The following is a 25,609-nucleotide window of genomic DNA, read 5'->3' on the forward strand; positions in this document are numbered from 1 at the left end:
TATCTTGCGTTCAACGTCAACAGTCGGTTTGAAATTGTACTACAGAAAATTTCTTTATTTGGCTAATAATGCCCGATTCAGCGATCTCGCGCAACCCATCTAAAGACATAAACTGTATAGTCTTATTCGATCAGAGATGATCCCGTCAGAATGATCTAGGAAACAATAATTAACTTCCACAATCCCGAACCAAGAATCACCAGTGCAAAATGTTGAGGCAGTAAGTTTTGAATGGGTTGTCGCGCAATCTTTTGGGTTAAAAATACGCTGCACCAAAATGATCCAATGAGTGTTACTGCTTGTAAAAATTCAATCACAGCAGGATGAGCAACTGCGATCGGTAATGTTGCAATCAGTTCTGCGTTTCCTCCAAAAGTTGCTGCGGTGACGGGTAAAATTTGTCCCGCTTCGGTTAAACCTAGATGTAAGTAATGCGCTAGACTCACGCCCAGAACCAGTGGCAGATAGCCATAAGCAAGTTCGAGAAAGGGACGAGATCGCCGATTTAACAATCGCAGAATTTGGTGAAAGAGCAGTGAAATTGCTGCGGGAAACATCAGAGCAAGCATTGAAACGATCGTATGAATCCCAAAGTGGTCTAAGTGTAGATTGATGCCGAAAAGTTGTTCAACTTGAGGCAGGCGATGTAAAAAAACGGCTCCAAAGAGAAGAAATAGTAAGCACACTTCCGAATAAGACGGATGATGTGTTGTCCATAGCTCGATTCCAGGTGGACGAAGGTTAAGTTCGACAGATCGATGCGGACAGGCTTTGAGGCAAGTCATACACAATACACAGTCTTTGTTGTCTTGCAGTTGGGCGGGGTGTGAATAGATCGGACAGCCTCCAGTTTCCATGCCTTCGCCTTTTTGAGGACCGCCTTTGTAGCATTGGTAAGTTGTGCAAGTTGCGGAACAGATGCCTTGTTGCGCTCTGAGTTCAATCATAGAAAGCTTTGCAAATAGACCATTCATGCCACCGATCGGGCAAAGATATCGACACCAAAATCGCCGCTCAAATAGCACTGAAAAGATCACGGCTCCGGCTGTGATCAAAAGTAATAGACATCCAGATAAGTAAGCTGTGTTTTCTAAGTTCCAGAGTTCTTCCCATAGCAAAATCAGGGTGAACAGTCCGAACAAAAACCATCCCCCCCACTTTTCGGCAGATTGTCTTGCCCAAGGTTGAAGCTTACGGGGAAAGAGCCAGAGCGAGATTTTTTGTGCGAGTTCTCCATAAATCATAAATGGACAGATTGCGCACCAAAGCCTGCCGACAAAGGGGAAGGAGATGAGAATCAGCATCCACCACCATGCCCAAAACAGATTTAAAGCAAAGTTGCGATCGCGCGTTTGCGGAGCAGCAAATAGCACAACAACTACGACTGCAAACAATCCCAAAGTAAACCCATAGTTAATCCGATCTGGCCACCAAGAACTTCTGAGAAACTGGCGGAGCTTTGGATAAGCGTTGAGTAGGTTGACTCGAAAGCGTCGATTTTTATCTCCGGCTGACCAGAAGACTTCTTCGGTAAGTTCTCTGCCTTCGGCTTGGGTAATGGCTCGGTTGAGTAAGTTTTCTAACTCTACATAATTGCCTGGAAAGTCATAACCTTGAAGTCGGCGCAATGCTTCTGGAGTAATTTTGGGTTTTGCAATGCCTCGCGATTTTGTTAGTAAACTCAGGTAGTAATCTGCTTGCAGTGCAATGTCTGATTTTCTGACGCGCAAGGGTGGGACTTTGATCACATGCGTAATCAGTTTGCATTTCTCAAGTTGCGGCAGGACTTTTTCTGAAGTCATGATCAACCGCGCTTCATACGATCGCGGTTCCGGTTCGGGTTCTCCTTCGCGCGCGATCGGGGTAAATTGCCCGGTTTTGAGCAGTTGTACGAGCTTTTCTTCAAATTCGGGTGAGATGTCTTCGAGATTGTTCAGCATGAGTGTGCCGCGCCCAATCCAATCGAGCAATCCAGGTTTGCCCACTCGTCCAAAAAGCTCAGCCCCATTCGGTTGCATGGTGTTGCAATTGATTTTGATCAAAGGTTCTTTACGATCGCTCGAACCAAAATGAATCAATGCGGCTGAATTATCTTTTTCCAGTCCCGGCTCTCCGAAAATCAGCACCGAACCGCGATCGCTGGATGCCTTTTTAATTTCCTGTCGCAGTCGGGTTGCATATCGGCTTGTGCCAACAATGCCGCGTTTTACTTTCGGCACAAGGTAAGGTCGCAATGCGATCTGTTTTTCTCGCTCGTATGCGAGTTCTGCTTCGGCTTGTTCGAGTTGGGTTGCCAATTGCCGCGAAATGGCTTGCCCTAGTTCGGGAAATTGTTGAGCGATCGCGATAAATTCCTCGCGTGGAATTGTCCAAATCGTGCAATCGTCCAGTGTAATGACGGTTTCTTCTGCGACTTCATCTAAGAGTAATTCTTTGAGATAGACGATCGCGCCTGGAAGCAGGCTAGTTGCTTTGGCAGCACTGGTTTTACTAGTGCGATAGCTCTCTAGATGCCCGTTGTAAAGAATGTAAAGGGCGGCGGGCTGAGTGTCTTCAAGTCCGATGCGGCGATTTTCTTGGATTTCTTGTTCTTGGATCGATTGTGCGATCGCTAAAAGTGCTTTTTCACTCAATCTTCCCAATTCCGTGCTGAGTTTTAGCCAGTTCACTCGCTCTGAAACGTCCATCTTTGCCTCTAGCGTGTGTTGATAGAGGATTGATCATAGAACGATCGCATTTCTTCTCACCCGGAGTATGTCTGTTCAGCCCGAAAATGAGAAATTTGTTTACAGCGGGTACAAGATTGAGTGTTGATCATAGAACGCTCTGTGTTTGAGATGGAAATTTGAATCTTTAGGATAAAACGTTCTATCTTTTACGCTCAATGTTGGGACTTTCTACAGAAACATTGATAATTTCTGGAACAACTTTCATTCTTGGAGTAGAAAAGATACAGCCCCTACACAGAATCATGAGCATGGAACCGATGACGTTTACAGCAGCAGCGATCGCGACTCTAGTTTTTAGCGAAACGTTCAAAGAAGTGGGTAAAACTTTGGGAAAAGGAACGTTAGATGCGGGAGGAAAATTGGCAAAATTGCTGTGGGAGAAGCGACCAGGGGCAGCGAAAGCATTGGCGGCAGGCGAGGAAGCGCCAGAATATAAAGACGCGATCGTTGAAGTGGAGACATTAGCGCAACAGGATACGGAAATTGCAGCAGCGATTCGTGCAGTGATTGAGGTAATGCAGGCTCAACCGCAATCGCAGCAGATTGTGAATTCGTTTGTGCAGAAAGCGGCGAATGTAGTTCACGGAACACAGATAATTGCGAAGCAAGAAAATATTTTTTGACTCCATTCGTCGGCTTCCGGCTCCGACAAAGTAACGCCGTTAGAAATTGACTGGTTTGAAATTACCCGAACCCAATTAGCAACGCAATTTAAGCTGACGACTAATTTTTTGATCAGAAATGAGGGGGTCGCTCATGATTTACGAGAAGTTTACATTCCTTTATCTTTAGTAGAGTATAAAAAGCCCTTCAGACGGCAACCGTCTACTGATGTACCAGAAAAAACAATCCAACCTCAAGCTTTTCAATATGAGCAGTTTTTAGAGCAAGTATTGCGAAAAAAACACAGTCCAGCCAGTAATGGTCGGCGAATTGCACTTATTGGAGAACCAGGCGCAGGCAAGACAACGTTGCTGCAACAGATCGCACAGTGGATCATTCAAGAAGTTCAGCAACCTGCCATCTGGGTTTCGCTTTCCGCACTAGAGGGACAAACTCTAGAAACATTTCTGTTGAAGAAATGGCTCAAGAACGGGTTACAGGTTGCAAACACTTCCTTAGAGCAAGAAAACGCCTTCGTCGAATGGGTTAAAAGCTCTAAACCCTGGTTGATGTTAGATGGCGTAGATGAAATGGCAGTTGGCTCGAATTCTCCGTTACAGGTGATCGCAGATCAAATTGGAGGTTGGATCGCTGAAACTCGAATTGTCTTAACTTGTCGGGTAAATGTTTGGGAAAGTTTGGTTCGCCGTTTGGATAGCTTCGATGTCTATAGTCCCCTAGAACTTTCTTACCCGCATCAAGTTGAAGACTTCATAGGTAAATGGTTTACAACCGTCGCTAACACAGATAAGATACGGAGCGAGCGCTTATGCAGTGCATTACGCGAACCAGGGCGGGAAAGAATTCAGGAATTAGTGCAAAATCCCTTGCTTCTTACGCTCTTGTGTATGGATTGGTATATTCGGGAGGGTGAACTTCCAGAAACGAGGGCTGATTTGTACGCACAACTTGTCGAAGACTTTTATACCTGGAAGCAGAGTGAGCTTCAAATACCTCTAGAAAAGTATCAACAACTCACTACCAAATTGAGTGATCTGGCGCTAGAAGCGATCACGACGAAATCGAGTAAATTCTGGTTATCCTATGACCTTGCCAATCAGCTTTTAGGCGATCCATCAGATAGTGAGTCATTATTTTATTTGGCATTAAAGCTAGGTTGGCTGAATAAAGCGGGTGTCGATGCCACTAATCCGAGAAAGCCTGTTCATGCTTTCTTACATCGCACGTTTGAGGAATATTTTGCAGCTTTGGGGATTGCAAAACAATTCAATCAAGGAACCTTATCGCTTGAACAGCTACAAAATGAGATATTTCAGCAACATTGGCAAGACGAAGCTTGGTATGAGGTTTTGTTGTTGATTTGCAGCTTGATTGATTCAAAGGCTGTAGGAGAATTTGTCAAGTATCTAACAGATTTGGCGGAAGCCCAAAGAGGCTCTTGTGATGAGCTTTGGGAGAAGGATGAAGAATACTGGGATGAAAACTTCACTGATATTGATGACTATTTGGTAAGAGTTGTTGGAATCGATAAATTATTGTTTGCAGCAGATTGTATTAGCGAGATGCGGAATCGTCATGAACTTCCTTCTGTTTTGGGTAATCTTCTCGATAGCCTTGACAGTATTACTAATGTTGTAGAACGTTTCGGGTCTGAGTCACTTCATGGACTTGTTCACACGGGTATCTCTTTGATCGACAGGATCGCTTACACATCGCGAGGAAACTTAGTGGGTTATGAATGGCTTAAAAGAGAAGCAATGTACGGCGATAGATTACAAGAGTACTGTGTAGCGGCAATTCTTGGACTGGAAAAATATTGGTTATATGCACCTACGTTTGTCGATGACCTTATTCAGATTGTCTATAGAAACGAATTTGATTCAATGACCGATCCAGATGACTTTTCAGACGAATCAATTGATTACACAGATAGCCCTCGTCAAGCTGCAATGAAAGTGTTGTCAAACCACTTTTCTGATCACCCTGAAGTAGTTGCTCTTCTTCGAGATCGGGCTACTAATGATACAGATGAGCAGATGCAACGGTGGGCAGCGAATCAACTTAACAAACAGCGGAAGATGAACGATAGAGAGGTATAGCAACGATTATAGTGAGAGAGCAGAGCGTACAAGAGATACTCTATCGTTTTGGCAAAAAGCGCCGTTCATCGTGCGAGGGCTGCGGAAAATTAGAGCCATAATTCGGAAAATTTTGAGGGCGTTGCCTGATCGTTAAAAGCTGAATTGATCGATTTCATGGTCGATCGTAGAAAGAATGGGAAAGGCTTGTACGATCGCTGAACTGTAAAATCTTTTCAATCGATAGCGCCAACTCCTTTCATCCAGAAAGTGATTCAAAGAATGCAATTGAGATTGCTGATCTATGATGAGCAAGAGGAGATTTGCCAATGGATAAACTAACCCAATATCGAGAAATCGTCCAAACAATTCTGACTGAATACAGCGATCGACGTTCCGATGCAGAAGTTGATTCTCAATGTATCTTTGACACTCAACGGGATCACTATCAAGTTGTGAATGTAGGTTGGTCAAATCGCGGCCGGATCTACGGGTGTGTGATGCATCTTGATCTCAAAGATGAAAAAGTTTGGATTCAATACAATGGAACTGAGATCGACCTTGGGCAAGAACTCGTTGATCGAGGTGTGCCGAAAACGGATATTGTTCTCGGGTTTCAATCGCCTTTTCGCCGTCAATTTACCGACTACGCTGTCAGCTAATCATCGCTTCAAAGTGTTGCTATGGATTCAGAGTTAAGCGATCGCTTAACGATGTGTTGGAGTCGTCGATTTGATTAAATGATCGAGATCCTTTTGCATTTGCAGACGCACCTGCTGATAACACGCTTCCACATAAGCGTGATCGTTTGCAGCATCTCGTCCATATCGTTCAAATCGAATCGGAGCGCAAACTTGAGTATGAATCTGTATTGGAAAAGGAATGTTCGGCAGTGGGCCGATCGCTAAACCCCAAGGCAATCCCAGATAAATCGGAAACACGATCGGATCAATCCCAAACAGCCAAGGCATTCCCCAACGATGCAGTTGTTTCACAAGCGCATAGTAATCTTCGAGAACAATTAGCGTATCGTGAGCACCCCAAGAAATCGCAGGAACGATCGCCACCTTCTCCCGCAAAGCAAGCTTAATAAATGCTCGGTTCTCCTCTAAACAAATACGATCGCGTAATCGATGTGGACGAAAAACATCATACGGGCCACCCGGATAGACCAGCACATTCGCACCACTCCGCAAAGCCGCGATCGCCATCTTAGGATGAGCCTGAACCGCACCCACTTCAGCCGCTAATTTTGTCAAAGGTGGCGGTAATACGTTCCACATCTGCGGGTGCATCAATCCATAAATTCGGCGATCGTAGCCAAATCGTTGAAACCAGTCATACATCATCATGATCATGTCTGGTGCTGCCATGCCGCCATTGTGCGAACCGACAATCAAAACAGGCTCTTCAGTGGGAATCAGTTCCCAACCGCTCGTCTGAACCCGAAAGTAATGCTCGTAAAACCATCCAAATATCGGGACGAGCGATTGAATGACTTGTGGATTACGGAGATCTAATGACCATCCGGGTTCCCTAGACGAATGGGACTGTAAAACCATGTTGCTGATTACGACGAGTTGAGAAGCAAATATAATCCTAGAGAGCAGGATAAACCATTAGGTCGCTTGTAAGAAATTGAAACCTCAATTGAGATGAAACTACTTTTGATTCATGGGCTGTCTCGCAGCCCGTTTTCTCTATTCACTTTAGAACGGCGGTTACAACAAGCGGGATGGACAACAGAACAGTTTGCTTACGCTGCTGTTCTAGAATCCTATGATCAAATCGTGGAACGTCTGCGATCGCGGTTAGAGACGATCGCAGATCGAGAACCTTACGGAATTGTCGCGCACTCGCTCGGTGGATTGTTAACGCGATCGGCATTGGGAAAAATCCGCTCAGCGTTGCCCAAACAGATTGTGATGCTCGGAACTCCCAATCGTCAGCCTCGGCTCGCAACCTTCGCGAATCAGATTCCTCTGTTTCAATGGTGGACAGGTCAGTGTGGCGCAAATCTCGCAGATCCAGCCTTTTTTGACAAATTGCCTCCGCTCACGTCGTCCTATACCATCATTGCCGGAACCAGCGGTCTTAGAGGAGCATGGAGTCCCTTTGGAACAGATGTGAACGATGGCATTGTGGCATTGAATGAAACTTATCTGTCGAGCCGCGATCGCGTGATTACTTTCCCGGTGTATCACACGTTTATGATGAACGATCAACGCATTCAAGAAACCGTGGTTCAAGCATTCGATGGGCGTGTATAACGATGCTTCACACCGGGAGGAAAATACTCTGGATCACCTGTTGTTTTTAGGGTGATTTGAGGAAGTTGATAGGCTTGAGGAACATAGTTCGCAAATTCACTATTCAGCCGTTGTAACTGCTGCAAAATTGCGATCGCGATCGCTTGCTGCTTCTCTTCACTTGCACTAACGTTGGGTGCTAGCTCTACGACGATCGAGAAAATAGAATTACGATCGTCATCCTCTTTTACTTGCATGACAAACTTACCAGTGACCCAGTCACAAATCGGAGATTGTTCGAGTCCGACACTGACATTTTCCGGATAGACATTTGCTCCAAAGTAAGACACAGTAAATGCCGATCGACCAAAGACATAGACAAATGGGAGAGGGTGCACGCCTCGATCGCCTTGAAGTTCCTGAATCGGATCAAATCCTTGTGCTGCGAGAAACTCGATCATTTGCTCGTATGTGAGCACTCCTCCATTATCTGCAATGTGGTAGCGAATCAGCGGCAGTCCACTATCGCCAGAAAACAACAATGTTCCATCTTGGACTTCAAAAAATCGGCTCAACGGATCATACTGAGCTAAAGTCGGTAAACGAGATTCCCCAAACAATTCGCGAGCAGCATCGGGATGGTCTGCTAGCCAGCGACGAATACAAATACTCAAAGGCGTTTCATTTCCTAGCACACCTGCATCCGCAGTTCCATACAAGCTCGCAGAATCATAGTTAATATTCGTCGAGCCAATCCGTTGCCCAACCAGCGATCGCCAAGCTTCACTAAACACTTCCCCCGCCGATACCCATTTGATGTGATAGTTCTGCCAAGGAATCCCCTGAGCAATACCACTATCAATCACATCTTTGAGAAAGGGCGGGTATCCGAGTAAAACAACTTGCTCAAATTCTGGTGCTAATGCTTCTAGCACTCGAAAAATCTCAGCCTTTTGATTGCCAGGAGTAATCACGGTGATTGGATAGCCTTTACTTGCAACATGCCGACAGCAGCTTGCAGTAAACATTCCTCCGACCCAAGTTCCTAGCGCAAAACATACGATCGCGAGTGTACGTTTCTGATCGGCTTGAAAGCTATCGTGAAAAATCTGTTCAAATCGAGTAGCAATTTGAAATTCATCTGAGAGCGATCGAGGAAAAAAGCTCGGCTGTCCAGTTGAGCCAGAAGAGATTGCAATCATATCACAAGCTTCTAACTTGCCATTGCGGCAAAGTTGAGCCAGTGAATAACGTTTGAGGTAAGAAGATTTAGTTGTGAGTGGAAGGGTCTGAAAATCAGCAAAAGTTTGAATCGATGCTGAATCGATGTTGTGTTCTTGCAAAAACGATCGATAAGCCGGGACATGAGCTGCAACCGTCTGAAACAGCCGAACAACCTCTGTTTCTGCTTCGCCTGGAGTCGAGCGAAGCCGATCGCTCAGCGGAGTTGTGAGAAAGGATTGAAGCGAGGAAAGCATTGATTGTGATGGTGAAGAGTCCATAGGTAAGATTGAATCGCTACTGTTGCTCAACATTGGAATGGGTCGATGAAAATAGACGCTCTGCCAAAAGATGAGCAATGAATTGGTGGAATGCAGCCGCTAGCTGAGGATGATTTTTCTGCATCGCTTGTAAGTTTTGTTTGGAAAGACAATATAGACTGCTTCCTTTATCTGCGATCGCGCTCACCAAGCGAACACTATCTTGATAAAACTCAACTTCTCCTAGCACCGTACCAGAACTCAAAGTCCGCACCCGTTTAGGTTCTCCAGAGGTAGACTGGCTCAAGAGGCTCATCTGACCATTCTCTAAAAAATACAGCGTGTCTGCTGCTGCTCCTGGGGTAAATAAGATGTGATTTTCTGGGATCTGAAGTGGCTCAAGATAGCTCATAAATTGCCGAGTCTCTTCCTTTGAAAGCATCAAAAGCTCTGGGATTTGCAGAGTCAGAGGCAGAAATCGCCTTCTTCTCAATTGAATTGCTTTGAGAATCTGTTCTTCGCACCACTCAATTCCTCGATCGAGGTCAGGAAATCGACGACAGATCGGATCATCTTCGACTTTCAAACAATCATTCTGAATGAATTGCCGCTCAAGTTCAGGCGGAAGATGCGTAAAGACTAAATGTAAATCTTGTTGCTGGGCAAAGCGGCGGAGTTTGACAAAGCTAGAAACAGCAGATGAATCCAATCCATTAATCAGGTGAAAATCAAAGACGAGATAACGAATGGGCGTTTTCGCGCGTGCCAAGACATCTCGCACATGGTTGAGGAATGTATTCGATGTGCCAAAAAAGATATATCCGCGAAGACATAAGATATAAATTTGCTGCCCTTGCTGACGCAGAATTCGCTGTTGTTGAAACGATCTCTCAAAATTACTAGGGCGATTGTTGCCAAACATCTCAGAATGGATTAAAGGCGTACGGCTATAGTTCACAGCAAAGATGAGACAGGCAATCACAAGTCCAGCCCCGACTCCTTGCAGAAAACCTGATCCAGCAATAATCACCAAAATCAAGATAATCAGCGTGTACTCGATCGTCGGTAATCTCTTCCGAGCGTTGTAGAGCCATTCAATCAAGGAGTTGAGACCAATATAGAACAGGAGTCCTCCCAACAGTGGCTTCGGAACAAAGGCAATCACCTCAGTTCCTAAAAACAGAAATGCAGCGCAAAACAGGCTAGCAACGATGCCTGATAATCGACCAGTCGCCCCGGCAGAACGATTCAAAACACTGCGATTAAAAGACAGAAAGCCGACCATTCCGCCTCCAATTCCGGCTGCTAAGTTCGCAACGCCACAGGTTTTCAGTTCTCGATTGATATCAATGTCTTGTTGGCTGATGAGTTCTAATCCTGTAGCATTCAGCAGTGTTGAAAGTGCCAGGACGCACATCATTGCGAGTAGGCTGGGAATCTCCTTCCACAAAACCCGCCAATCAATCTGCAACACACTCGGCAATCCAGTAAAAGACTCCTGCTGGTTGATGCTGGACGCTGAAAATAACCAATCTTCAGCTCTTGCTTGTTCTAAAGAAATTCCCATACTTCCCAGCACGAGATAGGTCAGCACAAATCCTGCAAGCAAAAATGCAGGAACGACAAGATAGTGGTTATACCGACTAAGAACGAGTTTGAGCAGCAGCGCAAATCCCGCAGCAGATAGCCAATGAAGCAAATGGCTCAAGTGAAATAAGGCGCTAAAATTTTCAAATTCTAAAGCTATCCCAGTCGTGACAACAAATCCACCGCGAATGATCAGCCAACCCGCTCCAGCGAGGAATCCGCCAATCACAGGGTAAGGAATAAAGCGAACAAATTGTCCTAGCTGTAAATAGTTCAGTCCGATTAAGAAAATACCAGACACAATAGAACTGATCACCAGCATTGTCCAGACAGTTGGTAAAAGACTGGGTGCATTGCTTAACTGAGATGCAATTGCGCTTGCCATCAGGGCGAGAATGGCAGAGGTATTAGAATCTGGCCCTGCGATCGCGCAGGTAAAAGAACTCTTCAGCGCAACCGCAATCCCAACGATCGTGGCACTAATCAGAGCACTATAAATGCCAGCAGACAGATGAGTGCTCAGACTACCAGAGAAAATCAGCGCTGCGAAGGATAGACTATACGTAACACACACTAACCCAGAAATTAGCCCTGCCAGAATGTTCGGAAAAACAGGCGACTGGACGGAGCGGTTAAAGTATTTAGAAATCATCAGAGAAGCTTTGTCTTGAAAGTTCACGACAAACTGAGAGAAGGATCTGAACTTGATAGGCTCGTCAAGCCTTCCTGACGAATAGACTGTTGAGCGTCACAATCTATAAGGGTTTGAGCCATGAATACTAGTCTTCAACTGCTCTCTACTCTACAATTTGGTTGTCGTGGAAGGATCATAACATCATTATTTCCTCCAATTTACTACGGAATCGATCGGCTAACTTGAACTTAGTCAGTTGTCAACTGCTCGATTTCTAGCCCAATGCGAAAGAGGTCAAACAATGCTTTCGTCTTCAAAACAGGAAGCCAAGGGTACACCTGTGATTGCAAGTCTCACTGCTGGGCTGATTCTCGGGATCATCAAACAGCAATGCTTTCGTACTATCTGTTGAATGAAGCCGGATTGCTGGTTCTGGAATTGCCGAAAGTGATCTGGCAAAAAGTCTAAGAGAATAGGCAAAACTCAATCACTACGCACGAAAGCCTGGCGACTAATGGATAAAGTCGAGCTTAGGAACTTAGTACAAGTATATTTTCCTTGAATATAAACCCTACTAAAGTAAATCTGCTTTTAAAGGGTTTAATTGTATCTCAGGGAACAATTTGAATTTGTTCGCTGATGTTGTGTTTTCGACTTCAAACGCTCCTGATGTCGTTATGATCAGGGTTTGCAACACTGAATCTTGAGAGAACCTGTGTTTGCATTGGTTAAAAAATGTAGTGAGGGCTTTGAACTCGTGAACTTATTTGATCAGCGTGATTCCGCCGCACCGCTTGCTGCAAGAATGCGTCCAAGAACGATCGATGAATTTGTTGGACAAACTGCGATCGTGGGTCAAGGACGCTTACTCCGTCGTGCAATTCAAGCTGATCAATTGTCATCGCTGATTTTTTACGGACCTCCTGGAACTGGAAAAACAACGCTTGCTCAAATTATTGCGAACACAACGCAAGCTCACTTTATTGCGATTAATGCTGTTCTTGCCGGGATTAAAGATATTCGCGATGCCATTGCAACTGCGCAAGAACGGCGCAAAACCTTCAATCAACGCACAATCTTATTCGTTGATGAAGTTCATCGATTCAACAAAGCTCAGCAAGATGCATTGCTGCCTTGGGTTGAAAATGGAACAGTTATCCTCATCGGTGCAACAACCGAAAATCCCTATTTTGAGGTGAATAAAGCTTTAGTTAGTCGATCGCGTCTTTTTCAACTAAAACCGTTGAATTCAGAAGATTTAAAGCAAGTCGTTGAACAGACCCTTCACGATTCGGAGCGAGGATATGGAAGCCTGAAGATTCAGATAGATGCCGATGCGATCGCTCATCTGGTTAACATTGCGAATGGCGATGCTCGATCATTGCTCAATGCTTTAGAGCTTGCAGTTGAAACTACCCCACCGAATCAGCAAGGTATCATTCACATCACGGTTGCCATTGCTGAAGAATCCATTCAGCAACGAGCCGTGCTTTACGACAAAGAAGGCGATGCCCATTTCGATACGATTAGTGCTTTCATTAAAAGCTTGCGCGGTTCTGATCCGGATGCTGCGCTGTATTGGTTAGCTCGAATGATTTATGCCGGAGAAGATCCGCGATTTATCTTGCGCCGTATGTTGATTTTAGCGAGTGAAGATGTGGGCTTAGCAGATCCGAATGCAGTTGTCACAGTCAATGCTTGTGCAGAGGCATTCGATCGAGTGGGAATGCCCGAAGGACGTTATCCCCTAGCTCAAGCAGCGCTCTATCTAGCAAACGCGCCAAAATCGAATAGCGTCATGGGTTTCTTTGATGCACTGTCAGCAGTAGAACGAGAACGCGAATCAGATGTCCCTCTGCATTTGAGAGATCCGAATCGAGATAAAGAAGGCTTTGGACATGGTGCGAACTATCTCTATCCACACTCATATCGCGAACATTGGGTCGCACAGCAATACTTACCCAGTAGCTTGCAAGGGCAAGTCTTTTATCAACCTTCAGATCAAGGCTTTGAAGCAACGATTCGAGATAAAGTCCAGCGCGATCGCGAAGCGCAACTCGCAGCTTTAGTTGAAGGAATCGGGGAAAGACTGACGACGAGTCCGAAGAATTCGAGCTTAGATCGATGGCTAGCTCGATCGCTGAGCCAAGTTGGAGAAAGATTGGGAACTGTACGCGATCGCATTTTTGCACTAGCACATCTTCAACGTCATCATCTCGTTCTCGATTTGAATGCAGGCAGTGGATTATTACTTTGGGAGGCAGTTCGCCAAGTTCCTGAAGGAGGAGTATATGGCCATGTAGGAACCGAAAAAGAGTTCGCAGCTCTTAATGAACAAATACAATCCTTACCCGAACTCTCTCGCCCGATTCTCGTTCAAGCGTTACCTCAACCTCTGAAGTTCGATCGCATCATCGGGCGCAATGCACTCTATGCGGAATCGGATAAAGTTAGCGCGATTGCAGCTTTGTCTGCATTACTTGAATCTCATGGTCAAATTGTTTTAGCAGAATCGATGCCAAGGGCTGCCCAACGGTTGTATCAACTTGCTGATCCACTCTGGTTGAAGCCGAAACTATACGATCGCTGGCAACAAGCCGAAGAAGCAATTTATCTGAATCCAGACGATCCAAAACTGAATTGGTCAATTGAAACGTTGCAAGCTAATTTTGAGCAAGCAGGGTTTGAGGTTGAAGTGCAGACTGAGCAGACCCAAACTGAAGTGTATTTATCGCGATCGCTTTTCGATCGCTGGTTCACATCCGGTTCTGATCAACTCACCTATGCTGAACACTTAGCGCAATCCTTGAAGCCTGCGGAAGTAGCGCAGATTCAACAGCTTTTCTCAACTCGCTTGCTCAATCAAACGGTGAAGTGGAAAAGCAGCACTTTATGGCTGCAAGCGAAAAAGCGCCCTTAATGTGAGTTTGATAGAATCAGAGCGAAAGTAAAAGCAATGGAATTCGCTATGCTCTCTACTCCTCAACCTTCCACCGTTTCACTAGCGGGCTGTCTGCGTGAAGTTCATCATCTCGCGTTGAACGTCAAAGATTTACAAGTCGCGCGGCATTTTTATGGCACGGTTTTAGGACTGCACGAACTGACCGGGGCAGAAGTGCCTGAGACGTTAAAGGCGGAAGTGGAAGCAGGAAAAATTGCCAATTTCAAAACCCCCGACGGAACGATTATCGATTTATTTTGGGAGCCAGAACTATCGCCACCCGATTCTGACCCGAAACAGCAATTTACTCGAATGAATCATTTTGCATTTGATATTGCGCCCGAATTATTCGATCGAGCCGTTGAAGTGCTCCATCATTACAACGTGCTCATCGATCACGGACCTGTTTCTCGCCCAACCGGACGCGGAATTTATTTTTACGATCCCGATGGATTTATGTTAGAAATTCGCTGCAATCGCCAACCGTAACTCGCTCAACTCAAATCCCCAACATTCTCTGGTAACTTCACCGTTACCCCGAACTTATCTGCTAAAAATCGTGCATCCTCAACAAAGGCATCAGCCCTTCCTGTTTGCTGAATCGCAGGCAATGCCGTCCCCAACAACGCTAAAAAATACGCCTTAATCCGCTGTGGCTTTCGACGGTATGCCACTTTCATCTCATTCTGCAAATCTTCTAGATACACACAAGCAATCTCGGCTCGATCGCTCGGCAACGCCTCCACAATCGGCTGAACTCGGTCTAACGCCTGAATAATCAACTCCATCTCATTCGATGCGGTCGGAGCTACGGTCTGCTCGATCGTCTGCACTACTGCATCTGGAGCCACCTTGACCAGTGCCGCCTTGCCTTTATCAGTCAAATACGCGCGTACCACCTGAAACTCGCGTGTCGCATTATCGTAAACCTTCGCCACCTTGAGATAGCCATCTTCAGCCAGCGTATCCAAGTAATAGCGAATCATCTGCATCGAAGACCCGATCTCATCTGCAATCCCCTCGCCTGTTGTATGTCCGGCATCAATAATCGACAAGATTCGCTGCTGCTTCTCGTTCAATAACATAGAGGGGTCTATTCTAAGAAAGGTTTACACTTTAGCAAATTTTAAGTCGCTCTCCTCCTTGTGTTTGCAAACTTTTAGAAGCTCGCGAAAAAGTGCGGAGATTCACTAAACTTAAATAGATTTGTCATCGACAGAGTTCAGGAGGACTTGTGCGCTTGTTCACGACCGTTGCGGGATTGCGGTGCTATCTAAAATCGGTACAGAAAAAACAGCCCGTGGCGACGGATTCAGCAGAATCGACGATCGGGTTCGTCCCCACAATGGGTGCACTCCACACCGGGCATCTGAGCTTAATTGAGCGCGCACGTCAAGAAAATCAAATCGTTGTTGTCAGCATTTTCGTCAATCCATTGCAGTTTGGCGTGAACGAAGACTTTGGACGGTATCCTCGAACTCTGGAGCGCGATCGCGCTTTGTGCGAACAAGCTGGAGTCGATGTCATCTTTGCTCCTACTGTCGCTGAAATGGCGACAGTTCCCCCGATTCAAACTCGGGTTCAACCCCCGGCTGAAATGATGTCCGGTTTATGTGGGGTCGTGCGTCCTGGGCACTTTGAAGGGGTGGCGACAATTGTGACAAAATTCTTTAATTTAGTTCAGCCCGATCGCGCTTATTTTGGTCAGAAAGATGCCCAACAGCTTGCCATTCTTCAACAAGTCGTTCGAGATTTGAATCTGCCCGTTACGATCGTGCCTTGCCCGATTGTCCGTGAACCAAGCGGTTTAGCGCTGAGTTCCCGGAACCAATATCTTAGTGATGAAGAAAGAATAAAGGCAAGTGCGCTTTATCGAGGATTGTCACAAGCTGAAAAACTATTTCGATCTGGGGAGCGTGTAAGTGCTACCTTAGTGCAGGCAGTTAAACAGGAACTCGAAAAAGTCCCGTCACTGCAACCGGAGTATATCGAACTTGTAGATCCGATGACGCTGAAATCTTTAGACACCGTAACTGATGAGGGCTTGCTTGCATTGGCGGCGCGCCTGGGTTCGACCCGCCTGATCGACAACACAATCTTGCGCGATCGTCGTCCTATTATTGCGATCGATGGACCAGCAGGTGCAGGCAAATCGACCGTAGCACGCAGCGTAGCGAAACAATTGGGACTGTTTTATCTCGATACAGGCGCAATGTATCGGGCGTTAACCTGGTTTGTACTCGAAGCTGGAGTCGATTTGCGCGATGAGCCAGCCGTTGCTGAGTTGGCGCATCAGTGTGAGATCGATTTTCAAACCGATACGGCAATTCCAGTTGTATTGGTGAATGGACAGGATGTAACCCAAGCAATTCGGACTCCGGAAGTGACGGCGCATGTTTCGACGATCGCGGCGCAGGCAGCCGTGCGTGAGGCATTGGTCAAACAGCAGCAAAGTTATGGTCGGCGCGGCGGCATCGTAGTAGATGGGCGTGACATCGGAACGCATGTTTTTCCAGATGCAGAAGTCAAAATTTATCTGACAGCTTCAATTCAGGAACGGGCGCGACGCAGACAGCTTGATCTCAAAAGTATGGGTCAACCTGCGGCGAATCTCGCAGATTTAGAGCAGGCGATTTTTGAGCGCGATCGCAAAGATAGCACTCGCACAATTTCACCTTTGAGAAAGGCATCAGATGCGATCGAGATTCAATCCGATGCAATGAGTGTAGCGGATGTGCTGAATACGATCGTCAGCCTGTATCAAGAGAAAACTGCTTCTCTCAGCTTAGACTCCTTAGAAATCTAATGTTAGAAATCTAATGGCATTCCCTCTACTTTCTCTGCCGCAGAATTTGCCAGACAAAGTAGAGGGAATTTTTTGCAGAATGATTCTGAATCTTCTATGCTCGAACAAACTACGGGCGCAAACCTGTTTTACACTTAGCGTCTCTTCGTCTCGTTAACTTTCAGCAATTTCGGGAACTTTCAGCGATTTCGGGATTCCCATCCTCCGGTGACTGCATTATTCCTCGTCTCACGCGCTACCATGAATAAACCGCCACTTTAGGCAATTGTTTCAGGCAAGCTGCTATGGAATCACCGATTAAGGCTGTTCAGTCCTCGACTTACTATGGCGATGCGTCTTATCGCACGCCCCCTCCAGACCTCGCATCTTTGATGCTGAAAGAGCGCATTGTATATCTCGGTGGACCTCTGCACTCGATCGATGAATATCGCAGAAACCCCAACCAAGACTACACTCGTCTGATCATCGCACAACTCTTATATCTGCAATTCGACGATCCCGAAAAACCGATCTTCTTCTATATCAATTCCACCGGAACCTCGTGGCAAGGAGAAACGATTGGGTTTGAAACCGAAGCGTTTGCAGTCTGTGACACGATTAATTACATCAAACCTCCCGTTCACACGATCTGCATCGGTCAAGCAGTCGGAACGGCGGCAATGATTCTCTCTGCCGGAACCAAAGGCTTCCGAGCTAGTCTTCCTCATGCCACGATCGTGCTCAATCAACCCAAATCGGGCACACGCGGACAAGCGACAGATATTCAAATTCGAGCAAAAGAAGTCCTCGACAACCGCGCGGCAATCCTGGACATTCTTTCTAAGAACACCGGACAGTCGATCGAGAAAATCATCAAAGACACCGATCGCACCTTCTATCTAACTCCGCAAGAAGCAAAAGAATATGGGCTAATCGATCGGGTTCTCGAAAGCACCAAGGAATTACCCAAACCTGTTGCTGCCTTGACATAATTCGAGGAATAGGGGAATGGGGAGAATTTAAACGGATTCCCCACTCCCCCCACTCCCCACTCCCACCTTCTACTTCTTTTGCCCTATGCAAGTTCCTTACCGCCTCCCCGGCAGTCAAATGGTGCAGTGGGTGGACATTTACACCCGCATGGCATTCGAGCGAATCATTTTCCTCGATGACGAAATCGACGACAACAACGCTAATGGGATCGTTGCACTCTTGCTGTATCTCAATTCAGAAGACGCAACCAAACCCATTTATCTCTACATCAACTCTCCTGGTGAAGCCTTTGGAGGAGTCTCGTCGCTCGCGGCGAGTATGGCAATTTACGACACGATGCAATACATCAAAGCACCCGTTCATACGATTTGTATGGGAATGGCAGCGAGTAGCGCCGTCTTGTTATTGTCGTCCGGTACAAAAGGCTCAAGGCTGAGTTTGCCGAACGCTGAAATTGTGCTGTCTCCGCAATACGGGCGATCGCGCGGTCAAGCCACAGACATTCAAGTGGATGCGAAAAAGGTACTTGCCGATCGCGCAACGTTCCTCGAAATTCTCTCGATGAATACGGGGCAATCAGTTGAGAAACTGACCAAAGATCTCGATCGCAGATTCTACCTCACTGCTCAAGAAGCAAAAGACTACGGACTCATCGATCGAGTCCTAGAAAGCCCCAAAGAGTTACCCAAGCAAATTCCCGCTTTAGTTTAATTAACAAAAGAGACTGTCCTATGCCAATTGGAACTCCCAAAGTCCCGTATCGTTTGCCAGGTAGCTCCTATGAGCAATGGATCGATATCTATCAGCGCTTAAGCTTAGAGCGCATCATTTTCTTGAGCCAAGACGTAGATGACAATATCGCTAACCAAATCGTGGCGATCATGCTCTACCTCGACTCTGAAGATCCGACGAAACCGATTCAGTTGTATATCAATTCCCCCGGTGGCTCTGTCACAGCAGGGATGGCGATCTACGACACCATGCAGCACATCAAATCTGAAGTGATCACCATTTGTGTGGGTCTAGCAGCCTCAATGGGTGCATTCTTACTTGCCGCTGGCAGCAAAGGCAAACGGGTTGCACTACCGCACACCCGGATCATGATTCACCAGCCGTTAGGGGGAACCGGTCGTCAGCAGGCAACCGACATCGAAATCGAAGCGAGAGAAATCATTCGGATGCGTCGGCAACTGAATGAAATGCTGGCTGAGCGTACAGGTCAACCGCTGGAGAAGATTGAGCGGGATACCGATCGCGATTATTTCATGTCTGCTGCTGAAGCAAAAGAATATGGATTAATCGATCGCGTGATCGAAACCGTTTAATGATGATTTGCAGTGTGCTCTAGCAAATTTTGTTCGCTAGAGTGAATGATTCAGCACGATTCGTCAAATCTGCGATACACCAAATACAAAAACAAGTGGCAGAATGCAAATAGTTCTGCCCTTTTTTGTATTCATGAACATTGCTGATTCTTATCGACTCTTAGGATTGAGGGCAGGAGCGACCTACGAAGACATCAAAACTGCTTATCGTCGGCTCGCCCGTCAACTGCATCCTGATCTGAATCCAAATGACGATCGCGCAAAAGAACGCTTCATCCGCATCACTGAGGCATATCAATTTTTGCTGAGCATTCTGCCTGCTGAAGTGTCACCCCAAGATCCCCCTGTTGCAGCAGAACCCGCAGAAATCAAAGTCAAAGTTCATAAAGTCGCACAGAATCCCGATGCGCCAGAACTCTCATTGGTCGATCGCCATCTTCTACAGTCATCCTATGAGCAACTGCAAGACTTATTCAAACAAAAGAAATTCCCGCGCGCAATTGCTTTAGCAGAAGGATTAGCGCAACGCTTTCCTGATCACCCCGATGTTCGACAATGGCAAGCGATCACTTATCACCGTTGGGGACAACATCTGATTCAAGATCGCGATTATGAAAAAGCCCGGAATTATTTGAAAAAGGCGCTCCGTACTGATCCCCACAATCGCAGACTTTGGGCAGAAATCGAACAAGACTTTCGTCGTCTTGAAGAAAAAATTTATCGACAGCGCTAGCTGCAATTCAGCCAAAAAACGTACTCCGAGGCGCGTATTTTGGTATAGGATGAATGTAGAAGGCTACATTGAGCAAGCTTGCTCTGCGTAGTTTCATATAAATTTTCGACTTTATATAACTCGTTGCCAAGACTTTCACATTTAACAGATTGGCAGTAAAGGTAGATAAAAACTTCACGGTTCTTCAATCATTTCTGACTCGGTTTTTAGAAGTAACCAAACGTTCCCAGGTGCGATTGCTGAATGATCGGTATGTTGATCCATTTGAAAGCAACGGGGTTTTCTGAGTGATTGCGATGTCTCCTCGTCCGGTTGGGCGCAATTGGAACACAGTCAGCTTCCCATCGACGCTGTATCTGATTCCGATTTTGGATCTTCTCCTCTCAAAAGTTCCTAGCCGCTGGCGGGCTGAGGTGCGGTTAGGACTCCAAGAAGCTCTTGTCAATGCCGCAAAACACGGGAATTGCCTTGATCCTGGCAAAAAAGTTCTAATTCAGTTTTCAATGGTCGCTGATGAGTATTGGTGGATCATTTCAGATCAGGGATGCGGTTTTGATGCTCCGGTCTGCTGTTGTGAAGAAGAAGTTGAAGGTCAACTCCCTTGCTACGAAGGTGAATCAGGGCGGGGATTGTATATCTTATATCAGGTTTTTGACCAAGTTGAATGGAACGAAGAAGGAACGGAATTGCGACTCTGTAAGCAAATTCGGAATTCTGCTCGCTTGCCTTTAGTAGTTTAGTACTAATGTTCTTTTACGTCAATTGAATTCTGTCAGAAATAACTCTTTAGGCCTTTTGATCTGGGTTCTTTAGCATTCCTAGAATTGTCTGTACGTTTCGACTTCTGCAATGTAGACGAGTCATTGCGGTATTTTTTTGCTATCTTGGCAGAGCAGATTGCCCGATCGCGGATTATTTAAGTGCAATGAAAACGAAACGGTTAGAGCTATTTTTGTTGGCAGGTTGTTCGTGTCTGATTACATTGTTGACCCAACCGATTGCGAGTGCGATCGCATCTCCTCCAACGTTGCCCCATCTTCAAGCACCGAGACCTGTAGCAGGAGCATTCTGCGGGATCAAGGAAAAAAAACTTCAGGCACAGACAACACTCAACTAGACGCTAAGTTTAGAGGCTAAGTTGATAGGATCCTAAAGGATGTAGGCATTTGCATCAATCTTAAGTAAGATCTTATCAAGGATGCCTACCCGATCATCCTTGCCTGAAAATTGATTGAGTGAGGTTTGAGATGTTAGAGAAGCTTCTCCAGGCGATCGCCATCACAGTACTCTTAGCACTGCTCGCTGGGATTGGTATGCCTAAACCTAAAGAAACATCTAGCCCACTCTTTCATGCTCTCTTCTCATTTCCGATGCGAGAATGGGGATCGATCAATTGATTTTGCACATTACGACTCGCGATCGCGCCGAAATTGCACAGCGAACCGGAGTTTATCGCGCTGATTCTTTGGATACGGAAGGGTTTATTCACTGTTCAACTCAGGATCAGGTGATTTGGGTTGCCAATCAGTTTTACGCAGGACAGCGTGACCTCGTTTTACTCTGCATTGATCCTCAAAAGGTGAATTCAGAGATTCGATATGAAGCAGTTGAAGGCGTTGGAACTTTTCCGCATATCTATGGTGAATTGAATGCAGATGCGATCGTCAAAATTCTCGACTTTCCACCCCATGCAGATGGGACATTTTTGCTTCCAAATAATCTGTAACTAAAAATCCGAAGTGGTTAGGTTTTGTTAAGATTTTAAAACTTGCCTAACCCTGGAGTTTTTTATGTTGCGCCTCGAACACGTTAGTAAGATCTATCCCACTGGCGAAGTCCTAAAAGACATTAACTGGGAAGTCAAACCGGGCGATCGCATTGGGCTAGTCGGTGTGAATGGCGCAGGCAAATCGACGCAGCTCAAAATCATTGCAGGCGAAATTGAACCCACCGATGGTGAAGTGATTCGTCCTGCGAGTCTGCATATAGCCTACTTGACGCAAGAATTTGAAGTCGATCCCACGCGCACTGTCCGGGAAGAATTTTGGCGTGCCTTCAAAGAGGCAAACGAGGTGCATGAAGCGCTATCTAAAGTGCATGTGGCGATGGAATCCGCAACGCCAGAAGAGTTAGACAAGTTGCTGAACAAAATGGATCGGCTGCAGCGGCAATTCGAGGCGATGGATGGGTATGGGCTAGAAACTCGGATTGAGAAAATTCTGCCTGAAATGGGATTTGATTCTGATGATGGCGATCGTTTGGTCAGCGCTTTCAGTGGCGGCTGGCAGATGCGGATGAGTTTGGGCAAGATTCTCCTTCAATCGCCTGATCTCTTACTCCTTGACGAGCCGACGAACCATTTGGACTTAGAAACGATCGAATGGTTAGAAAACTATCTCAAAGACCTTTCTACTCCAATGGTGATTGTGTCTCACGACCGAGAATTTCTTGATCGACTCTGCACCCAAATTGTGGAAACTGAGCGCGGTGTATCGACCACGTATCTCGGCAATTACTCCGCTTACTTGCAGCAGAAGCAGGAACAGCGAGACGCACAAATGAGCGCATTTGAGCGGCAGCAGAAAGAATTGGAGAAACAACAGGCATTTGTCGATCGCTTCCGTGCCAGTGCGACTCGAAGCACGCAGGCAAAGAGCCGCGAAAAACAACTCGATAAAATTGAGCGGATCGAAGCGCCCGATTCTGATGTGAGAACGCTGCATTTTCGATTCCCGCCCGCACCCCGAAGCGGACGCGAAGTGGTGATCATTGAAGATCTCACGCATATGTATGGCGACAAAATTCTGTTCTTAGGCGCAGAGTTGCTGATTGAACGTGGGGATCATATTGCCATTCTCGGACCCAACGGAGCTGGAAAATCAACCCTGCTGCACCTCATGACCGGAAGTGAACAGGCAGTCGAAGGCACCATTAAGTTAGGGGATCACAACGTGATTCCCAGTTATTTTGAGCAAAATCAGGCGGAAGCGCTGGATTTGAATAAAACCGTCGCCGATACAATTCACGATGAAGTCCCAGATTGGAAAAATGAGGAAGTTCGCACACATTTAGGGCGATTTCTGTTTAGTGGTGATACCGTTTTCAAGAAGGTAGAATCACTCAGCGGAGGAGAAAAAGCGCGGTTGGCATTAGCAAAAATGCTGCTTCAACCCGCTAATTTGCTGATTCTGGATGAGCCAACGAATCATTTAGATATTCCTGCCAAAGAAATGTTAGAAGAAGCGATTCAAAATTACGATGGCAGTGTCGTCATCGTGTCGCACGATCGCTACTTTATCTCTCGAACTGCCAACAAAATCGTCGAGATTCGAGACGGCGAACTCCGCTTGTACCGGGGAGATTACCACTACTACCTGGATAAAATCGCTGAGGAGAAAGAGAAAGCCAGATTAACCGCGATCGAGGCTGAAAAAGAAGCGAAAGCTGCCGAAAAACGCGCGAAGCAGAAAGAAAAAGAAAAAACGAAAAAAGCTCAAAGAAGCGCGTAATTTCCAGAAAAAACCGCTAAGATTCAAAGCATTAGAATTCGAGAAAACGATTTGTGAGCAATCTTTGACTTGATCGCAAATCGTTGATTCTTCTGAGTAGTTTTCCTAGCAAGATTTAAGAAGTAAATCAACTTGTTAAGAAATTGTTAACAAAAGAGCGAAGTTGATTTTTATATGCAGGGAAAACGCGAAGGATTACTGAGCAATGCTATGATTTGCGGAGAATATTTCAGTGAAAGGGCAGAAAAATATGGGGCAAGCGCCTGTTTCTCCTGTGGTGCTTATTATTCTGGATGGCTGGGGCTACCGCGATAGTCGCGATGGCAACGCGATCGCGCAGGCGAAGACTCCGGTGATGGATAGTCTGTGGGCAGCGTATCCGCACACGTTAATTCGGACTTCTGGTCGAGATGTCGGATTACCCGATGGGCAAATGGGCAATTCAGAAGTCGGACACCTGAACATCGGGGCAGGGCGCGTCGTCCCTCAAGAATTGGTGCGGATTTCTGATGCAGTCGAGACTGGAACGCTGTCACAGAATCCAAAGTTAGTCGAAGTTTGTCAAACTGTGCAGCATCGGAAGACGAAGTTGCATCTAGTTGGGTTATGTTCGACGGGTGGCGTTCATTCTCACATTTCTCACTTGGTTGGATTGCTCAACTTAGCGAAGTCACAAGGGCTGGAAGAAGTTTATATTCATGCGATCACGGACGGTCGCGATACGCCTCCAAAGGCTGCAATTCAAGAAATCCAGCACTTGCAAGCTGAAATCGACCGCGTCGGGATTGGCAAGATTGTCACCATTAGCGGTCGCTATTACGCGATGGATCGCGATCGCCGTTGGGATCGCGTTGAAAAGGCTTATCGGACGATGACCCAACCCGGAGAGGGCACGGGACAAAGTGCGATCGACGTGCTGAAACAGTCTTACGAAGCTGGCGTGACCGATGAGTTTGTTGAGCCGACTCGACTGGTTGCGGGAGCGATTGAACCTGGCGACGGCATTATTTTCTTTAACTTCCGTCCGGATCGCGCCCGGCAATTGACGCAGGTGTTTGTTGATCCTGCGTTTAACGGATTTGAGAGAACCCTGATCTCTCCGCTGGCATTTGTGACGTTTACCCAATACGATCCCTCGCTTTCGGTCAAGGTCGCCTTTGAGGCGCAAAACTTCAACAACATCTTAGGCGAGGTGATCTCTCGTCACGGATTGCGGCAACTGCGCACGGCTGAAACTGAGAAATATGCTCACGTGACTTACTTTTTCAACGGGGGGCTAGAGGAGCCTTTCCCAGGAGAAGATCGCGAGTTAGTTCCGAGTCCAATGGTACTGACTTACGACAAAAAGCCTGCGATGTCGGCGGAAAAAGTCACAGCAGGCGCGATCGCGGCTGTGGAAAAGCGCATCTATTCCATGATTGTGATTAACTATGCCAACCCGGATATGGTGGGGCATACGGGACAAATGGATGCGACGGTAGAAGCGCTAGAAACCGTCGATCGATGTTTAGGGCAATTGCTGGAATCGATTAATCGAGCAGGTGGAACAGCCCTAATCACAGCCGATCACGGCAATGCAGAGGTAATGTGGGATGAAAACCACAATCCTTGGACAGCGCATACGACGAATCCGGTTCCTTTCATTTTGGTGGAAGGAGAGGGCTTAAAGATTCCGGGGCATGGAACTGAAGTTTCTTTGCGAGATGACGGAAGGTTGGCGGATATTGCGCCGACAATTTTGGATATCTTGAAGTTACCGATCCCGGAAGAGATGACAGGTCGATCGCTGATCGAGAAGGCGGAGTTTGATGTGAGAGCAAATCGCACACCTGTTAAGATTGCGCGCTAGGTAATTTTCGAGAGTCATGTTTGAACTGTCCCCTAGGTGAAAATTTGCCTGGGGGATTTTTTGTGCAAGGGAAAAGAGTGTGGGTCGGTTTG

22 protein-coding genes are annotated in these 25,609 nt (G+C 46.4%); 17 read left to right on the top strand and 5 right to left on the bottom strand.

What is annotated here, in order from left to right:
* Positions 1-155: 155 nt before the first annotated feature.
* Entirely contained in the window at positions 156-2,687 is a 2,532-nt protein-coding gene (locus LEPBO_RS0121220; RefSeq protein WP_017289586.1) for a sigma 54-interacting transcriptional regulator, read from the bottom strand.
* Between the two features lie 284 nt (positions 2,688-2,971).
* On the opposite strand from LEPBO_RS0121220, the gene LEPBO_RS0121225 reads away from it, so the two are divergent.
* The 3 genes from LEPBO_RS0121225 to LEPBO_RS0121240 all read left to right on the top strand — a co-directional run bounded on the left by LEPBO_RS0121225 (position 2,972) and on the right by LEPBO_RS0121240 (position 6,093).
* Complete coding sequence (locus LEPBO_RS0121225; protein ID WP_144056245.1) at positions 2,972-3,352, top strand: cytochrome c-type biogenesis protein; 381 nt, start codon at positions 2,972-2,974, stop codon at positions 3,350-3,352.
* A 108-nt stretch (positions 3,353-3,460) separates the two neighbouring features.
* Positions 3,461-5,452 carry an NACHT domain-containing protein gene (locus tag LEPBO_RS40235; RefSeq protein ID WP_017289588.1) on the top strand — a complete coding sequence of 664 codons (1,992 nt, stop codon included), beginning with the start codon at positions 3,461-3,463 and terminating at the stop codon, positions 5,450-5,452.
* Between the two features lie 308 nt (positions 5,453-5,760).
* Positions 5,761-6,093 (top strand): XisI protein, encoded by a 333-nt coding sequence (locus LEPBO_RS0121240; protein ID WP_017289590.1) that lies wholly within the window; start codon positions 5,761-5,763, stop codon positions 6,091-6,093.
* 45 nt (positions 6,094-6,138) lie between these two features.
* Here the strand turns inward: LEPBO_RS0121240 and LEPBO_RS0121245 are convergent, their stop codons facing one another.
* Positions 6,139-6,993 (bottom strand): lysophospholipid acyltransferase family protein, encoded by an 855-nt coding sequence (locus LEPBO_RS0121245; protein WP_017289591.1) that lies wholly within the window; start codon positions 6,991-6,993, stop codon positions 6,139-6,141.
* 93 nt (positions 6,994-7,086) lie between these two features.
* On the opposite strand from LEPBO_RS0121245, the gene LEPBO_RS0121250 reads away from it, so the two are divergent.
* Entirely contained in the window at positions 7,087-7,701 is a 615-nt protein-coding gene (locus tag LEPBO_RS0121250) for an esterase/lipase family protein (protein ID WP_017289592.1), read from the top strand.
* Here LEPBO_RS0121250 and LEPBO_RS0121255 read toward each other — a convergent pair.
* Positions 7,677-9,158 carry a phenylacetate--CoA ligase family protein gene (locus LEPBO_RS0121255; protein WP_017289593.1) on the bottom strand — a complete coding sequence of 494 codons (1,482 nt, stop codon included), beginning with the start codon at positions 9,156-9,158 and terminating at the stop codon, positions 7,677-7,679. The genes LEPBO_RS0121250 and LEPBO_RS0121255 overlap by 25 nt on opposite strands.
* Before the next feature lie 40 nt (positions 9,159-9,198).
* Complete coding sequence (locus tag LEPBO_RS0121260) at positions 9,199-11,427, bottom strand: SulP family inorganic anion transporter (RefSeq protein ID WP_017289594.1); 2,229 nt, start codon at positions 11,425-11,427, stop codon at positions 9,199-9,201.
* 712 nt (positions 11,428-12,139) lie between these two features.
* Here LEPBO_RS0121260 and LEPBO_RS0121270 point away from each other — a divergent pair.
* Together LEPBO_RS0121270 and LEPBO_RS0121275 are read left to right on the top strand one after the other, a co-directional pair.
* Positions 12,140-14,302, top strand: coding sequence for an AAA family ATPase (locus LEPBO_RS0121270; RefSeq protein ID WP_026148805.1), 2,163 nt, complete (start codon positions 12,140-12,142; stop codon positions 14,300-14,302).
* Positions 14,303-14,338: 36 nt separating this feature from the next.
* The gene (locus LEPBO_RS0121275; protein WP_225903965.1) at positions 14,339-14,812 is read left to right on the top strand and encodes a VOC family protein; all 474 of its coding nucleotides are present in this window, start codon (positions 14,339-14,341) and stop codon (positions 14,810-14,812) included.
* A 5-nt stretch (positions 14,813-14,817) separates the two neighbouring features.
* Here the strand turns inward: LEPBO_RS0121275 and LEPBO_RS0121280 are convergent, their stop codons facing one another.
* On the bottom strand, positions 14,818-15,408 hold the full coding sequence (locus LEPBO_RS0121280; RefSeq protein WP_017289598.1) for a transcriptional regulator: 591 nt from the start codon (positions 15,406-15,408) through the stop codon (positions 14,818-14,820).
* 149 nt (positions 15,409-15,557) lie between these two features.
* Here LEPBO_RS0121280 and LEPBO_RS0121285 point away from each other — a divergent pair, with 149 nt between their 5' ends.
* The 11 genes from LEPBO_RS0121285 (at position 15,558) to gpmI (ending at position 25,517) form a co-directional block, all read left to right on the top strand.
* The gene (locus tag LEPBO_RS0121285) at positions 15,558-17,129 is read left to right on the top strand and encodes a bifunctional pantoate--beta-alanine ligase/(d)CMP kinase (protein WP_017289599.1); all 1,572 of its coding nucleotides are present in this window, start codon (positions 15,558-15,560) and stop codon (positions 17,127-17,129) included.
* A 284-nt stretch (positions 17,130-17,413) separates the two neighbouring features.
* Positions 17,414-18,100 (top strand): ATP-dependent Clp protease proteolytic subunit, encoded by a 687-nt coding sequence (locus tag LEPBO_RS0121290; RefSeq protein WP_017289600.1) that lies wholly within the window; start codon positions 17,414-17,416, stop codon positions 18,098-18,100.
* 85 nt (positions 18,101-18,185) lie between these two features.
* Positions 18,186-18,812 (top strand): ATP-dependent Clp protease proteolytic subunit, encoded by a 627-nt coding sequence (locus LEPBO_RS37805; protein WP_036044782.1) that lies wholly within the window; start codon positions 18,186-18,188, stop codon positions 18,810-18,812.
* Between the two features lie 20 nt (positions 18,813-18,832).
* Positions 18,833-19,426, top strand: a complete 594-nt coding sequence (locus LEPBO_RS0121300) for an ATP-dependent Clp protease proteolytic subunit (protein WP_017289602.1) — start codon at positions 18,833-18,835, stop codon at positions 19,424-19,426.
* A gap of 133 nt (positions 19,427-19,559) precedes the next feature.
* The gene (locus LEPBO_RS0121305; protein WP_017289603.1) at positions 19,560-20,159 is read left to right on the top strand and encodes a J domain-containing protein; all 600 of its coding nucleotides are present in this window, start codon (positions 19,560-19,562) and stop codon (positions 20,157-20,159) included.
* 296 nt (positions 20,160-20,455) lie between these two features.
* Positions 20,456-20,899 (top strand): ATP-binding protein, encoded by a 444-nt coding sequence (locus tag LEPBO_RS0121315; RefSeq protein ID WP_017289605.1) that lies wholly within the window; start codon positions 20,456-20,458, stop codon positions 20,897-20,899.
* 185 nt (positions 20,900-21,084) lie between these two features.
* Positions 21,085-21,276 (top strand): hypothetical protein, encoded by a 192-nt coding sequence (locus LEPBO_RS0121320; RefSeq protein ID WP_017289606.1) that lies wholly within the window; start codon positions 21,085-21,087, stop codon positions 21,274-21,276.
* Between the two features lie 130 nt (positions 21,277-21,406).
* Positions 21,407-21,556, top strand: a complete 150-nt coding sequence (locus LEPBO_RS42985) for a hypothetical protein (protein WP_017289607.1) — start codon at positions 21,407-21,409, stop codon at positions 21,554-21,556.
* Positions 21,538-21,885 (top strand): DUF952 domain-containing protein, encoded by a 348-nt coding sequence (locus LEPBO_RS0121330; protein WP_017289608.1) that lies wholly within the window; start codon positions 21,538-21,540, stop codon positions 21,883-21,885. The genes LEPBO_RS42985 and LEPBO_RS0121330 overlap by 19 nt, the downstream gene beginning before the upstream one ends.
* A 64-nt stretch (positions 21,886-21,949) precedes the next feature.
* Positions 21,950-23,668 (top strand): ABC-F family ATP-binding cassette domain-containing protein, encoded by a 1,719-nt coding sequence (locus LEPBO_RS0121335; RefSeq protein WP_017289609.1) that lies wholly within the window; start codon positions 21,950-21,952, stop codon positions 23,666-23,668.
* 232 nt (positions 23,669-23,900) lie between these two features.
* Complete coding sequence (gpmI, locus tag LEPBO_RS0121340) at positions 23,901-25,517, top strand: 2,3-bisphosphoglycerate-independent phosphoglycerate mutase (RefSeq protein WP_316428113.1); 1,617 nt, start codon at positions 23,901-23,903, stop codon at positions 25,515-25,517.
* Positions 25,518-25,609: the final 92 nt, after the last annotated feature.

This window comes from Leptolyngbya boryana PCC 6306 (assembly GCF_000353285.1).
GTDB lineage: Bacteria > Cyanobacteriota > Cyanobacteriia > Leptolyngbyales > Leptolyngbyaceae > Leptolyngbya > Leptolyngbya boryana.